Source organism: Pseudomonas sp. NPDC088414, from assembly GCF_044753325.1.
Lineage (GTDB): Bacteria > Pseudomonadota > Gammaproteobacteria > Pseudomonadales > Pseudomonadaceae > Aquipseudomonas.
Map to the genome: position 1 here is coordinate 1 of NZ_JBIVMY010000019.1, position 13695 is coordinate 13695.

The 13695-nt window shown below is 59.7% G+C and carries 14 protein-coding genes; 11 read left to right on the forward strand and 3 right to left on the reverse strand.

The genetic code is table 11. The annotated features are described in order from the left end of the window. Positions 1 to 302: 302 nt before the first annotated feature. Positions 303 to 1523, reverse strand: coding sequence for a CaiB/BaiF CoA transferase family protein (locus ACIP8I_RS16875; protein ID WP_400762519.1), 1221 nt, complete (start codon positions 1521 to 1523; stop codon positions 303 to 305). Positions 1524 to 1536: 13 nt separating this feature from the next. Beyond that, on the reverse strand, positions 1537 to 2718 hold the full coding sequence (locus tag ACIP8I_RS16880) for an acyl-CoA dehydrogenase (protein WP_003220420.1): 1182 nt from the start codon (positions 2716 to 2718) through the stop codon (positions 1537 to 1539). A 157-nt stretch (positions 2719 to 2875) separates the two neighbouring features. Here ACIP8I_RS16880 and ACIP8I_RS16885 point away from each other — a divergent pair, with 157 nt between their 5' ends. The 11 genes from ACIP8I_RS16885 (at position 2876) to ACIP8I_RS16935 (ending at position 12998) form a co-directional block, all read left to right on the forward strand. After that, a complete protein-coding gene (locus tag ACIP8I_RS16885; RefSeq protein WP_400762521.1) occupies positions 2876 to 3775 on the forward strand; it encodes a LysR family transcriptional regulator in 900 nt (299 codons plus the stop codon). Between the two features lie 434 nt (positions 3776 to 4209). Beyond that, complete coding sequence (locus tag ACIP8I_RS16890) at positions 4210 to 5331, forward strand: Re/Si-specific NAD(P)(+) transhydrogenase subunit alpha (protein ID WP_098966517.1); 1122 nt, start codon at positions 4210 to 4212, stop codon at positions 5329 to 5331. A gap of 15 nt (positions 5332 to 5346) precedes the next feature. Continuing rightward, the gene (locus ACIP8I_RS16895; RefSeq protein ID WP_003220416.1) at positions 5347 to 5667 is read left to right on the forward strand and encodes an NAD(P) transhydrogenase subunit alpha; all 321 of its coding nucleotides are present in this window, start codon (positions 5347 to 5349) and stop codon (positions 5665 to 5667) included. Then, on the forward strand, positions 5667 to 7100 hold the full coding sequence (locus ACIP8I_RS16900) for an NAD(P)(+) transhydrogenase (Re/Si-specific) subunit beta (RefSeq protein WP_007962843.1): 1434 nt from the start codon (positions 5667 to 5669) through the stop codon (positions 7098 to 7100). Before ACIP8I_RS16895 ends, ACIP8I_RS16900 begins: the two co-directional genes overlap by 1 nt. Positions 7101 to 7314: 214 nt before the next feature. Then, the gene (locus tag ACIP8I_RS16905) at positions 7315 to 8808 is read left to right on the forward strand and encodes an acetyl-CoA hydrolase/transferase family protein (RefSeq protein WP_320329392.1); all 1494 of its coding nucleotides are present in this window, start codon (positions 7315 to 7317) and stop codon (positions 8806 to 8808) included. Positions 8809 to 9129: 321 nt separating this feature from the next. After that, positions 9130 to 9345 (forward strand): DUF1127 domain-containing protein, encoded by a 216-nt coding sequence (locus tag ACIP8I_RS16910; protein WP_007962833.1) that lies wholly within the window; start codon positions 9130 to 9132, stop codon positions 9343 to 9345. A gap of 257 nt (positions 9346 to 9602) precedes the next feature. Then, on the forward strand, positions 9603 to 9812 hold the full coding sequence (locus tag ACIP8I_RS16915) for a DUF1127 domain-containing protein (RefSeq protein ID WP_400762525.1): 210 nt from the start codon (positions 9603 to 9605) through the stop codon (positions 9810 to 9812). Between the two features lie 134 nt (positions 9813 to 9946). Then, a complete protein-coding gene (locus ACIP8I_RS16920) occupies positions 9947 to 10264 on the forward strand; it encodes a DUF2388 domain-containing protein (RefSeq protein ID WP_007962831.1) in 318 nt (105 codons plus the stop codon). 107 nt (positions 10265 to 10371) lie between these two features. Then, positions 10372 to 10677, forward strand: a complete 306-nt coding sequence (locus ACIP8I_RS16925) for a DUF2388 domain-containing protein (RefSeq protein ID WP_367082309.1) — start codon at positions 10372 to 10374, stop codon at positions 10675 to 10677. Positions 10678 to 10719: 42 nt separating this feature from the next. After that, entirely contained in the window at positions 10720 to 11040 is a 321-nt protein-coding gene (locus tag ACIP8I_RS16930; RefSeq protein ID WP_400762527.1) for a DUF2388 domain-containing protein, read from the forward strand. Continuing rightward, positions 11037 to 12998: a DUF4105 domain-containing protein gene (locus ACIP8I_RS16935; protein WP_400762529.1), complete on the forward strand. Its 1962-nt coding sequence runs from the start codon at positions 11037 to 11039 to the stop codon at positions 12996 to 12998. The genes ACIP8I_RS16930 and ACIP8I_RS16935 overlap by 4 nt, the downstream gene beginning before the upstream one ends. A 148-nt stretch (positions 12999 to 13146) precedes the next feature. Here the strand turns inward: ACIP8I_RS16935 and ACIP8I_RS16940 are convergent, their stop codons facing one another. Continuing rightward, positions 13147 to 13599 (reverse strand): anti-virulence regulator CigR family protein, encoded by a 453-nt coding sequence (locus ACIP8I_RS16940; RefSeq protein ID WP_400762531.1) that lies wholly within the window; start codon positions 13597 to 13599, stop codon positions 13147 to 13149. Positions 13600 to 13695 lie beyond the last annotated feature (96 nt).

Below are 13695 nucleotides of genomic sequence, written 5' to 3' on the forward strand. Positions count from 1 at the left end.
TTTTTCTCCGCTTTCGACCGAGAAGATCGAACCGTCAAAAGAGCCAAACATCACTGCCCTTTCAACTCCTTCCAGGCTTCGATGAACTGAAGCAAACCGCTGTCGAAAACTGCGTAACTCATTGAATATCAAGGAGTTTTACGTTTCGACTGCGCCGGAAGTGGGACGAATTATAGAGACTCAGAATCTGCCGTCAACCGCTTTTTTCACTTTTCTTTCAACAACTTACAGATCGATTAAAAAACATACAAACCTCTCTATATAGAAGGAGGAAAACGACCCCTTCTATATAGAAGCGCTACTCAAAGCACTCCATCAGCCTTGAGTGCCTCCACCGCACCAGCACCCAGACCCAGCACCCTCTGCAACACCTCCAACGTATGCTCGCCCAATAAAGGAGGCGCACGACGGTACTCGACCGGCGTCTGCGACAGCCGGATCGGACTCGCTACCTGCGGCACCATCCCGGCCAGTGCATGCGGAAGCTCTATCGCTAACCCACGTGCTTTCACCTGCGGATCGTCAAACACCTGGGACAGATCGTTGATCGGCCCACACGGCACGCCCGCCTGCTCCAACTGCGCCACCCATTCGGCGGTGGTTTTGAACACAGTCGCCTGACGGATCAGAGGAATCAGTACCGCGCGATTCGCGACCCGCAGCTTGTTAGTCGAGAAACGCGGATCGTCCGCCCACTGCGGCTGGCCCGCCACCTCGGCAAACTTGCGGAACTGCCCGTCATTACCAACGGTAAGAATGAAATCACCATCGGCCGTCGGGAAGTCCTGATAGGGCACGATGTTCGGATGTGCATTACCCAGACGCTTCGGCGCATTGCCAGTAGTCAGATAGTTCATCGCCTGGTTTGCCAGACACGCAACCTGCACATCCAGCAACGCCATATCAATATGCTGTCCACCACCGTCGTGATCACGATGCGCCAGCGCCGCCAGAATCGCCACAGTCGAATAGAGCCCGGTAAGGATGTCCGTCAGCGCCACCCCCACCTTCACCGGCCCGGCACCTTCATCACCTTCGGGGCGACCGGTCAGGCTCATCAGCCCGCCGAGCCCCTGGATCATGAAGTCATAACCCGCGCGCTTGGCATACGGCCCGGTTTGACCGAAGCCGGTGATCGAGCAATAGATCAGATCCGGATTGATCGCCTTCAGCGATTCGTAGTCCAGCCCATAGGCAGCCAGCCCACCGACCTTGAAGTTCTCGATCAGGATGTCCGACTTCGCCGCCAGCTCCCGCACGAGGTTCTGACCTTCAGGCCGAGTGAAGTCGATGGTCACCGATTGCTTGTTGCGGTTGGCCGACAAATAGTAAGCCGCCTCGCTGGTGTTTTCCCCGTAAGCGTCCTTAAGGAACGGCGGCCCCCAGGCACGCGTATCATCGCCATTGCCCGGGCGCTCGACCTTGATCACCTCGGCGCCAAGGTCGGCAAGTATCTGCCCGGCCCACGGCCCGGCCAATACTCGCGATAAATCCAGTACCCGCAGATGCGACAGCGCGCCCATGGTCGCTCTCCTGTTAATAGAACGCCTGCAGACCGGTTTGCGCACGACCGAGGATCAGCGCGTGAACGTCGTGAGTACCTTCATAGGTATTCACCACTTCCAGGTTGACCAGGTGACGGGCCACGCCGAACTCGTCAGAGATACCGTTGCCACCCAACATGTCGCGCGCCATACGGGCGATGTCCAGCGACTTGCCACAGGAGTTGCGCTTCATGATCGAGGTGATTTCGACCGCGGCAGTGCCTTCATCCTTCATGCGCCCCAGACGCAGGCAGCCTTGCAGGGCCAGAGTGATCTCGGTCTGCATGTCGGCCAGCTTCTTCTGGATCAATTGAGTGGCAGCCAATGGGCGCCCGAACTGCTGACGATCGAGGGTGTACTGACGAGCGGTGTGCCAGCAGAACTCGGCAGCTCCCAAGGCTCCCCAGGAGATGCCGTAGCGTGCGGAGTTAAGGCAGGTGAACGGGCCTTTCAGACCGCGCACATCAGGGAAGATGTTCTCTTCCGGCACAAACACGTTGTCCATGACGATTTCGCCGGTGATCGATGCGCGCAGACCAACCTTGCCGTGAATCGCCGGAGCACTCAGGCCCTTCCAGCCTTTCTCCAGCACGAAGCCACGGATGTCGCCGGCATCGTCCTTGGCCCAGACCACGAACACATCGGCGATCGGGCTGTTGGTGATCCACATCTTGGCGCCGGTCAGGCTGTAGCCGCCGTCGACTTTGCGCGCACGGGTGATCATCGCACCCGGGTCGGAGCCGTGGTTTGGCTCGGTCAGACCGAAGCAGCCGATCCATTCACCGGAGGCCAGTTTCGGCAGGTATTTCTGCTTTTGGGCTTCTGTACCGAATTCGTTGATCGGCACCATCACCAGCGACGACTGCACGCTCATCATCGAGCGATAGCCGGAGTCGACACGCTCGACTTCGCGAGCAATCAGGCCGTAGCTGACGTAGTTCAGGCCGCTGCCACCGTACTGCTCAGGGATGGTCGCACCGAGCAGGCCGACTTCGCCCATTTCGCGGAAGATCGCCGGATCGGTTTTCTCATGGCGGAAAGCTTCGAGAACACGTGGCGCCAGGCTCTGCTGAGCGAACTGGGCGGCGGTGTCGCGGATCATGCGCTCCTCTTCGGTGAGCTGTTGATCCAGCAGCAGGGGATCGATCCAGTTGAAGCTAGCTTTACCGCCCATGAGTGTGTCCTCGCAAATCGGTGAATTAACGTGGCATTGATCCTAGGCCCGGTTCGCCAGCGCGGCAAACGAGGATTTCGCATCCTGTTGTGCTAATTTCTCACTCCGAAACGTCGCTGAATGCCTTTTACGCGGCGCATTAGTGAGGTTGACGTACATGCGCAGGAAGATTCCCAGCACCACAGCCCTGATCAGCTTCGAAGCCGCCGCTCGTCATGAGAGCTTTACCAGGGCCGCCGAAGAACTTTCCCTCACTCAGGGTGCCATTTGCCGACAGATCGCCAGCCTTGAGGAGTTCCTCAGTGTGGAGTTGTTCCGACGCTCGCGACGTGGAGTTAAGCTGACCGAAGCCGGCCTTTCCTACAGCCGTCGGGTGGCCACGCAACTGGACGCCGTCGAGCGCGATACGCTCTCAGTGATGGGTCAGCAGGGCGCCAACGTGATCGAACTGGCGGTAGTGCCGACCTTCGGCACGCAATGGCTGCTGCCACGGCTCAAGGACTTCCAGCTCAAGCACCCGGAGGTAACGGTCAACCTCACCAACCGCACTCGCCCATTCCTGTTTGCCGACACCGATTTCGACGCAGCGATCTACTTTGGCGACGCCGATTGGTCGGGTACCGAATCCCACAGGTTGATGGGCGAAAATCCGATGCCGGTATGCAGCCCTGCCCTGCTCGGCAACAGAACTCAGCTGACGCCCGAAGAAATCGCCGAGCTGCCTCTGCTGCAGCAAACCACCCGCCCCTACGCCTGGCGCCAGTGGTTCAACGCCCGGCACCTGAACATCCCCCGCGACATGACAGGCCCACGCTACGAGCTATTCTCCATGCTGGCCCAGGCGGCCATGCATGACATGGGGATTGCACTGATTCCACCGTTCCTGATCCAGCGTGAACTGGCCGAGCAACGGCTGGTGATCGCCAACCCGAATGCGCTCTCCAGCATCAAGGCGTATTACCTGATGATTCCGGAGCGAAAGGTCGAATCGGCCTCACTCAAGGCTTTTCGTGATTGGCTGGTCAATCAGGCAAACAGCTACAGCCTAGAAGGATAAAGGCTTACGGCGATTACTAACCCGGTAGTCAGGAAAATCAAAGCCCTACAGATATAAGTATTTGTCGCAAAATCGCAGACTGTATCCGAAAGTCGTACAGACGTCCCACAAGCGCCTGCTGACGTGGCTTTGAGCCTCCATCCGCGACTCATTGCGGCCTATTCACGCCGCCGATGAGAAATTTTTTCAAATTCAGCCAGAATCCTTGCAAGGCACGGCCTGCAAGGGATTCAACTGGCCATCTGCGACATTCGGTCACGGGATGACTTGTAGTTAATTTTCCGTCACCCGTCATAATCCCTTGAAGGGCATAAAGTTCGCCTGCAAAATGCCGCGCCCCGCCCTGATTTGGCGGGATCGTGCTGATCGGCCGCCCCAGTCGCACCATCCGCAGTGCCTGGGTTTACTCAATAAGATCACGCAGGAGATTTGACGTGCACATTGGTGTTCCTCTCGAAACCCAGACCGGTGAAACACGGGTTGCTGCAACCCCGGAAACCATTAAAAAGCTGATCAGCCAAGGTCATAAGGTCACTGTGCAAACCGGCGCCGGCGTCAAAGCCAGTGTTGTTGACAGTGCTTATGAAGCGGCGGGCGCAACCATTGGCAGTGCCAACGATGCGTTCGGTGCCGAGCTGATTCTCAAAGTGGTCGCTCCCAGCGATGCCGAACTGGCGCTGATCAAGCGCGGCACGGTGCTGGTGGGCATGCTCAACCCCTTCAATAACGACACCATCGCCAAAATGGCCGAGTGCGGGATTACCGCGTTCGCCCTGGAAGCGGCGCCGCGCACCTCTCGGGCGCAGAGTCTCGATGTGTTGTCGTCGCAGGCGAACATCGCCGGCTACAAGGCGGTGTTGCTGGCTGCGCACTACTATCCGCGCTTCATGCCGATGCTGATGACCGCTGCGGGCACCGTGAAAGCGGCGCGCGTGCTGATTCTCGGCGCCGGTGTGGCCGGGTTGCAGGCGATTGCCACGGCGAAACGTCTGGGTGCGGTGATCGAAGCGTCTGACGTGCGTCCGGCAGTGAAGGAACAAATCGAATCCCTCGGCGCCAAGTTCGTCGATGTGCCTTACGAGACTGACGAAGAGCGCGAATGCGCGGTCGGTGTCGGCGGTTACGCGCGCCCGATGCCGGCGAGCTGGATGCAGCGTCAGGCCCAGGCCGTGCACGAACGCGCCAGGCAGGCCGATATCGTTATCACCACTGCGCTGATTCCGGGCCGCAAGGCGCCGACACTGTTGAGCGCAGACACCGTGGCGCAGATGAAACCCGGCTCGGTGGTCATCGACCTCGCGGCAGCTCAGGGCGGCAACTGCCCGCTGACCGTGGCCGATCAGGTCGTGGTCGAGAACGGCGTGACCATCGTCGGCCCGACCAACCTCGCCGGTGAAGTCGCCGCAGATGCTTCGGCGCTGTACGCCCGCAACCTGCTGGACTTCCTCAAGCTGGTGTTCACCAAAGAAGGCCAGTTCGACGTCAACCTCGAAGACGACATCGTCGCCGCGTGCCTGATGTGCCGCGACGGCCAAGTCATCCGCAAAAACGCCTAAGCAGGGATTCAGACGATGGAAGAGCTTATCTCCCCCGGTATCTACAACCTGATCATCTTCGTGCTGGCGATTTATGTCGGTTATCACGTGGTCTGGAACGTTACACCTGCGCTGCACACGCCGTTGATGGCGGTGACCAACGCCATTTCGGCAATCGTGATCGTCGGCGCCATGCTCGCTGCTGCGCTGACCGTCACGCCGCTGGGCAAAACCATGGGCACCCTCGCCGTGGCACTGGCGGCCGTCAATGTGTTTGGTGGCTTCCTGGTCACCCGCCGCATGCTTGAGATGTTCAAGAAGAAAGCCCCGAAAGCAAAAGAAGAGGCGCCGAAGTAATGAGCATGAATCTCGTCACGACGCTCTACCTGATCGCGTCGATCTGCTTCATCCAGGCCCTCAAGGGCCTGTCGCACCCGACCACCTCGCGGCGCGGTAACCTGTTCGGCATGCTCGGCATGGCGTTGGCCATTCTCACCACCATTGGCCTCATCTATAAGCTCGGTGCCGAGCTGGCGACTGCGGGGATCGGTTATGTGATCGTCGGCCTGCTGATCGGCGGAACCGCTGGTTCGATCATGGCCAAACGCGTCGAAATGACCAAAATGCCGGAACTGGTCGCCTTCATGCACAGCATGATCGGTCTGGCGGCGGTATTCATCGCGATCGCTGCGGTGGTCGAGCCGCAATCGCTGGGCATCGTCAAGCAGCTGGGCGACTCGATCCCGGCGGGCAACCGTCTGGAGTTGTTCCTCGGCGCGGCGATTGGTGCAATCACCTTCTCCGGTTCGGTGATCGCCTTCGGCAAGCTCTCGGGCAAGTACAAGTTCCGTCTGTTCCAGGGTGCGCCGGTACAGTTCGCCGGTCAGCACAAGCTGAACGCGGTACTTGGTCTGGCGACGCTGGTGCTGGGCGTGACCTTCATGCTCACCGGCAACCTTGCCGCGTTTGCGCTGATGCTGGCCTTGGCGTTCGTGATGGGCGTGCTGATCATCATCCCGATCGGCGGTGCCGACATGCCGGTGGTGGTGTCGATGCTCAACAGTTATTCGGGCTGGGCGGCAGCGGGTATCGGCTTTTCGCTGAACAACTCGATGCTGATCATTGCCGGCTCGCTGGTGGGTTCGAGCGGCGCGATTCTCTCGTACATCATGTGCAAGGCGATGAACCGTTCCTTCTTTAATGTACTGCTTGGCGGTTTCGGCAATACGGCTGATGCAGGACCTGCAGGTGCGAAAGAGGCGCGTCCGGTGAAATCCGGTTCCGCCGACGACGCGACCTTCCTGCTGACCAACGCCGACACCGTTATCATCGTTCCGGGTTACGGCCTGGCAGTGGCTCGCGCGCAGCATGCACTGAAAGAACTGACCGAGAAGCTGACCCACCGTGGCGTGACCGTGAAGTACGCGATCCACCCGGTGGCCGGTCGCATGCCGGGGCACATGAACGTCCTGCTCGCCGAGGCCGAAGTGCCTTACGACCAGGTGTTCGAGATGGAAGACATCAACTCCGAGTTCGGTCAGGCCGACGTGGTGCTGGTGCTCGGTGCCAACGACGTGGTCAACCCGGCCGCCAAGAACGATCCGAAATCGCCGATTGCCGGGATGCCGATTCTCGAAGCGTTCAAGGCCAAGACCATCATCGTCAACAAGCGCTCGATGGCCAGCGGCTATGCCGGTCTGGACAACGAGCTGTTCTATCTGGACAAGACCATGATGGTGTTCGGCGACGCGAAGAAAGTCATCGAAGACATGGTCAAAGCGGTCGAGTAATCCATCGCTGCAGCACTGGACGCCCCGACTTGTCGGGGCGTTTTTGTTTGCGCACAGAGTCGGACAATTTGCCACGTTGTTGCAGATCCAGTAACGGTGTTTTACTTCAAACCCGCTAAATAGACGCCTCGTTTGCGACCTTGGTAGCGGGACAGGCGCCCGCGAAATTCACTAGACTGCGCATCCTGCTACTCGCTTCCCGAGAAAATAATCCATGTACCGTGACCGTATTCGCCTGCCTTCGTTGTTGGATAAAGTGATGAGCGCCGCCGACGCCGCCGCGCTGATTGAAGACGGCATGACCGTCGGCATGAGCGGCTTCACCCGCGCGGGCGAAGCCAAAGCTGTCCCTCACGCACTGGCCGAGCGAGCCAAGGTCACGCCGCTGAAGATCAGCCTGATGACCGGCGCGAGCCTGGGCAACGACCTCGACAAGCAACTGACCGAGGCCGGTGTGCTGTCGCGGCGCATGCCGTTCCAGGTCGACAGCACCTTGCGCAAGGCGATCAACGCCGGCGAAGTGATGTTCATCGACCAGCACCTGTCGGAAACCGTCGAGCAACTGCGCAACCAGCAACTGAAGCTGCCGGACATCGCGGTGATCGAAGCGGTGGCCATCACCGAGCAGGGCCACATCGTGCCGACCACCTCGGTGGGCAACTCCGCGAGCTTCGCGATTTTCGCCAAACAGGTGATCGTCGAGATCAACCTGGCGCACAACGCCAACCTCGAAGGCCTGCATGACATCTATATCCCGACCTACCGCCCGACGCGTACGCCGATCCCGCTGGTAAAGGTCGACGATCGCATCGGCAGCACCGCGATCCCGATCCCACCGGAAAAGATCGTCGCCATCGTCATCACCCAGCAGGCGGATTCGCCGTCCACGGTGTCGACCCCGGATGTCGATACCAATGCCATCGCCGAGCACCTGATCACCTTCTTCAAGCAGGAAGTCGACGCCGGGCGCATGACCAACAAGCTCGGCCCGTTGCAGGCCGGGATCGGCAACATCGCCAACGCGGTGATGTGCGGCCTGATCGATTCGCCGTTCGAAGACCTGACCATGTACTCCGAAGTGCTGCAGGATTCGACCTTCGACCTGATCGATGCCGGCAAGCTGAGCTTCGCTTCGGGCAGCTCGATCACTTTGTCGGAGCGGCGCAACAGCGACGTGTTCGGCAACCTGGAGAAGTACAAGGACAAACTGGTGCTGCGCCCGCAGGAAATCTCCAACCACCCGGAAGTGGTGCGTCGTCTGGGTATCATCGGTATCAACACTGCGCTGGAGTTCGACATCTACGGCAACGTCAACTCCACCCACGTCTGCGGCACGCGGATGATGAACGGCATTGGTGGCTCGGGCGACTTCGCGCGCAACGCGCACCTCGCGGTGTTCGTGACCAAATCGATCGCCAAGGGCGGCGCTATTTCCAGCGTTGTGCCGATGGTCAGCCACGTTGACCACACCGAGCATGACGTCGACATCCTAGTGACCGAAGTCGGTCTGGCCGACCTGCGCGGCCTGGCCCCACGGGAGCGCGCCCGGGTGATCATCGACAACTGCGTACACCCCGATTACCGCCAGGCGCTGAATGACTATTTCACCGCCGCCTGCGCCATCGGCGGGCACACCCCGCATATCCTGCGCGAAGCCCTGAGCTGGCACATGAACCTGGAAGAAACCGGTCGCATGCTCGCGGTGTAATCCGCACAGTCGAACCGCTGATGCAAACACAGTTTGTGTCAGCGGTTTTTTACATTGCCCCCATCTGGCAAAAACTGTACTGCTGTACCGGTGATTTCCTACAGCTTTTGCATACTCCAACCCCAAGATTGCGCAAAAATGCACCACTTAAGTGCAGACAGGTACAGTTTGCTCGATTTTGACCCGTACACCCCCTATAAACAGTTAACTGGTCACTCACAATACAGTTGAACTGTATCTAGAGAGACTAGGCAAACGAGAGGATCATGGGCACCAGTTAAACCACTACCTGATCCCGCCACAAGCGGAAGGATGTCAACCATGGAACGTACACTCAGTTCCGAACTGTTCTTCGAAGACAAAGCTGCAAAAAACCAGGCTTCCCTGCCTCTGCGCGTTATCGCCAACCTGATGTTGTGGCAGCGCCGCATCTCCAGCCGCCATCAACTGGCTCGTCTGGATTCGCGTCTGCTGGCTGACGCCGGTATCAGCGAAGCACAACGCTACGAAGAGCTGAGCAAGCCGTTCTGGCGCTAAGTAGCGTCGCTGGCTCTGGTCATTAGACCCACCGCCAGCAACCCGAATTGAACAAACAAGACCCGTCGCGGGAAACCGCGACGGGTTTTGTCGTTTCAGGGTTTGAAAAGCGCCCATACAGCAACCCAAATCAACAACAGGTACAGTTTCTATATTCATTAATCTTGACCAGTACAATTTCACCTGAATGTATCTGCTGTTTCCACTGCTTCGCGCGCAGCATGTCCTTGATCCGCTCTCGGCTTAAGGAATACGCCATGAAAGACTTACAGGATGTTTCAACAACTTCGATTCAGACCCACGCTTACCCTTACTCATTGCGACGCCTGCTACATGACTTGTGGCAAGCAATGGAACGCGCCAGGACGCGGCGCTTGCTGGCTCAGCTCGATCAGCGCGATCTCGCGGATCTGGGCTTAAGCCAAGCCGATCGGCTCAATGAACTGGAAAAACCCTTCTGGCGCTAGCATTCTGCCCACTGTCCGAACCCCGCGCACAGGCCTAATATCCACGGCAGAACGTGGCGAATCTTCTGTAACCCGCGTCTGACTCATCAGACACAAGCCACCTCTCAATACGGTTTACTATCAGGAGATCCATCATGTCCCGTCTTCGCCTGCTCAGCGCTGCCGCCTTGCTGGCCGTGGCTGCCAACGCCAGTGCCTCCAGTTTCATCGTCACCACCGATGCCGTGGTTGGCGCGCTGAAGTCCTCTTCGGACGCCACTTCCGACGTCAGCTCTTCGTTGCGTGACAACAAAGTCGTGATCGCCGCCCGCGACGACGCCGCCAGCTTCGTCGCCAGCGAAGGCCAGATTCGCGGCGTGAAGCTGGAAAGCGCGCTGGACCTGATCCGTCATCAGGCACCGCAACTGAACGCGACCGACTTCCAGCTGGCGCAAGCCATCCTGGCGATCTGATCCGCCGTTGCCGAAGGGACACGCCAGTCGTGTCCCGATGTTTCGCCGCTGGCTCTGGCCCGGGCATTTGCGCTAGCCTTGAGGCTCGTTAACCGTTACCGAGTCTCATGCGTTTATTCAAACTGCTTTTCCCTTCTGTGTTGATCAGCGCCTTCTGGGCAACCTCGGTCGATGCCTTTGATGTCTCCACACAAAACACCGTGGTCAGCGTTTGGGCGACCGGAATGGTGTCTTCGGCGCCATTCGACCGTAAACTGATCATCGCCGCTCACGATGACGCGGCGGCGTTTGTTGCCAGTGACGGTGAATTGCGCGGCGCGCAGCTCGAATCCGCACTGCATTACCTGCGCAAATCACGACCAAAACTTCATGTCAGCGACCTTGAACTGGCACAGGCAATTCTCGTCCAATAGTTATCCTGATCCCTCGTTATCATTGCCCTCCGGAGTCGTTCCATGCGTAGCCCGCTGATTGCTGCCGCCCTTGGCCTGTTTTTGTTGGCCGACGTGGCCCAGGCGCACACCCTGGTAGCCACCAGTAACATCATCGTTCGTGCCTCCCAGCGCACCATCGATTTCACCTCCGATACCACTACGTCGATTCGCGACTCGAAAATCATCCGCGAAGCCCATGACGATGCGGCCAGCTTCGTTGCCACCAACGGCGATATCCGTGGTGCGCACCTGGAGGCCGCCTTCAATACCTTGCGCACGCGTGTACCCGAAGCCCGCGACGCCAGTGATCAGGTGCTCGCCGAAGCCATCCTCTCCCTGTGAAGTCACTCGGCGCCTGGCTGCTGGCCGGGGCGTTGTTGCTGCTTGGCAGCAGCGCCCACGCCAGCCTGCAATTGCGGCTCAAGACCGACGGCCTGAGCCCTGCCCAGCAGCAGGCCAGCCAGGCGCTGCTCGATGAAGCGATGCAGAAATTGCCACCCAGCTTCGTCGAACAGCTGGACCGGCGCATCGATGTCGGCTGGACCGACAACATGCCCGGCAATGCCTATGGCGAGGCGACCCTGGTTGCCGAACTCGACCTGAACCGCAAACTGCTCGCCGGCCTCACCGACGGCAGCGCGGCCAAGGAAAAAACCAATCGCCCCCACGGCACGGTGCGCCAGGAACTGCTGGCAACGGTGCTGCACGAACTCACCCACATTTATGACCGCGCACGCCTGTGGCCCGTCGCCGAACGCACGCTGATCCAGCGCTGCACCCGTCGCAGCAACAGCGCCGGGCTGGTCGGCATTCCCGATGAGTGTCGCGGCCAGACTGAACGACGCTTCACCCTCAGCGATGACCCGCGCCTGCTCGACCTCGCCGGTTGGCAACAGTACGTCGGCCGCCGCGGCGAGCGTGAACAACACAACCGTCAGGTGGCCCGCAGCCCGGACCTGTACGAGATTTCCAGCCCGAAAGAGTTTGTCGCGGTCAACATGGAGTATTTCCTCCTCGACCCGGGCTACGCGTGCCGCCGTCCGGCGCTCTATCGCTACTACAAGGAGCGCTTCGGCTGGGCACCACCGGCCAAGGACACCTGCAGCAATACCTTCGCCTTTCTCAACGCCGGCAACGACTTCGCCAAACAGCCCTTGGGCCAGGTCGACCCGGAGCGGGTGTATGCCGTCGATTATCTGCTGGCCGAAGCTAACCAGAACTGGGTCAGCCGCTGGGGCCACAGCATGCTGCGCCTGGTGATCTGCGCGCCGGGTCGACCACGGGGCCCGGATTGCCGGCTCGACCTCGACCAGCATCTGGTGCTGTCCTACCGCGCCTTTGTCGGTGATGTGCAGCTGTCGAGTTGGAACGGTCTGGTCGGCAAATACCCGTCGCGGCTGTTCGTGCTGCCGCTGGCGCAGGTGATCGACGAATACACCAAGACCGAACTGCGCAGCCTCGCTTCAGTGCCGCTGAACCTGTCGCGCGACGAGATCGAAGGCGTGGTCGAACACGCCGCCGAGATGCACTGGAGCTATGACGGCAACTACTTCTTCCTCTCCAACAACTGCGCGGTGGAAGGCCTGAAACTGCTGCGCAGCGGCAGCAACAACAAGCAACTCGTCGGCCTCGACAGCATCATGCCCAACGGTTTGCTTGAAGTGCTGAAAGGTCGTGGCCTGGCCGACACCAGCGTGCTCGACAATCCCAAGGAAGCCCTGCGCCTGGGCTATCGCTTCGATTCGTTCCGCGATCGCTATCAGGCAATGTTCGATGTCTTGAAGAAGCAGCTGCCGATCAAACAGACCACCGTTGAGGACTGGCTATCGCTGTCTGCCGAAGAACGCCGGCAGTGGTTCGAGCGCGCAGACCTGCGCACCAGTGCCGCATTGTTGCTGCTGGAACAGGCGAGCTATCGCCGCCAGTTGCTGCTGGCCCAGGATGAGGTCAAGCAGCGCTACCTCGGCGCCCGGGAGCTGGAAAACGGCGGCATGGACAAGGCCAACGCGACCCTGCAGGAAATTCTCGCCAACAGCGGTTTCCTCAGTCGTCCGGCGGAACTGCTCGACAGTCGCGGCTACGGTCTGCCGCAACCGAGCGAGTTCAAGCGCCTGCAAGACGAAAGCGCCCAACGCCAGAAACAATTGCTGGCACTGAGCGGCGATCTGGACAAGGAGGTGCGCAAGTTGCTGGAACCCAAGCGAGCAGCCGAAATTGCCGCCAGCGAAGCCAACGTGAAGCAGATTGGCGAGCATCTGCGCAAACTGCACAAGGCATCTGGCGGACTGGAACTACCCTGAGACAGAAGACTGGAACTGAATCTTGTGGCGAGGGAGCTTGCTCCCGCTCGGCTGCGCAGCAGTCGTAAATCGGTTGAATGCCGAATTTTCAGGGCCGCTCCGCGCCCCAGCGGGAGCAAGCTCCCTCGCCACAGATGATCGTGCCAAATCAGTACAAAACACCGTCCAGAATTTCGTAAACGATCCCGGTGCCTACCGCGATCAGCACAATGTCACCCCCGGCCCGGCGCCACTCGTAACCCGGATACACCGGCAGACGACTCAGCGCCCGACCATCCAGTCGCTCGCCGTAATACCCGTGCGGCAACGGCCGGCCGCGTTCCAGATGGATACCCGGAGGTGGCGGTGCGCCGCGCACGAAGTAGCCGTGATTGTCGCGAATGGTCTGACGGATCGGCCCGAAGTCGCGCGGCGGGCCACCACGGTGGTCGTTCTGCGGGCCACGGTGATCGTCGCGATGGTCGTTGCCATGGTTGTTGTACTGGCCCTGCTGCGGGCCGCCGTGGTCGTGATCATCGCGTGGATCGGCGCTGGCCAGCAGCGGTGTCGCACTGATCATCAGCACACCCAGTCCGGCAATCAGACGTTTCGGCATTTTCATCGGGTCTTTCCTCACTGCACCAACAGCAAAAAGGGATTCAGAACGTGGTTCTGAATCCCTCGGTCTTGCTCATTTAGGCTGTGTTGTGAGGCGCTA

What these genes read in the sequence shown, in the direction of transcription:
- ACIP8I_RS16875 (WP_400762519.1), bottom strand. Translation starts at nt 1,523, where the DNA reads ATGGGCGCGCTGTCGCATCTGCGGGTACTGGATTTATCGCGAGTATTG.
- ACIP8I_RS16880 (WP_003220420.1), bottom strand. Translation starts at nt 2,718, where the DNA reads ATGGGCGGTAAAGCTAGCTTCAACTGGATCGATCCCCTGCTGCTGGAT.
- ACIP8I_RS16885 (WP_400762521.1), top strand. Translation starts at nt 2,876, where the DNA reads ATGCGCAGGAAGATTCCCAGCACCACAGCCCTGATCAGCTTCGAAGCC.
- ACIP8I_RS16895 (WP_003220416.1), top strand. Translation starts at nt 5,347, where the DNA reads ATGGAAGAGCTTATCTCCCCCGGTATCTACAACCTGATCATCTTCGTG.
- ACIP8I_RS16900 (WP_007962843.1), top strand. Translation starts at nt 5,667, where the DNA reads ATGAGCATGAATCTCGTCACGACGCTCTACCTGATCGCGTCGATCTGC.
- ACIP8I_RS16905 (WP_320329392.1), top strand. Translation starts at nt 7,315, where the DNA reads ATGTACCGTGACCGTATTCGCCTGCCTTCGTTGTTGGATAAAGTGATG.
- ACIP8I_RS16910 (WP_007962833.1), top strand. Translation starts at nt 9,130, where the DNA reads ATGGAACGTACACTCAGTTCCGAACTGTTCTTCGAAGACAAAGCTGCA.
- ACIP8I_RS16915 (WP_400762525.1), top strand. Translation starts at nt 9,603, where the DNA reads ATGAAAGACTTACAGGATGTTTCAACAACTTCGATTCAGACCCACGCT.
- ACIP8I_RS16920 (WP_007962831.1), top strand. Translation starts at nt 9,947, where the DNA reads ATGTCCCGTCTTCGCCTGCTCAGCGCTGCCGCCTTGCTGGCCGTGGCT.
- ACIP8I_RS16925 (WP_367082309.1), top strand. Translation starts at nt 10,372, where the DNA reads ATGCGTTTATTCAAACTGCTTTTCCCTTCTGTGTTGATCAGCGCCTTC.
- ACIP8I_RS16930 (WP_400762527.1), top strand. Translation starts at nt 10,720, where the DNA reads ATGCGTAGCCCGCTGATTGCTGCCGCCCTTGGCCTGTTTTTGTTGGCC.
- ACIP8I_RS16940 (WP_400762531.1), bottom strand. Translation starts at nt 13,599, where the DNA reads ATGAAAATGCCGAAACGTCTGATTGCCGGACTGGGTGTGCTGATGATC.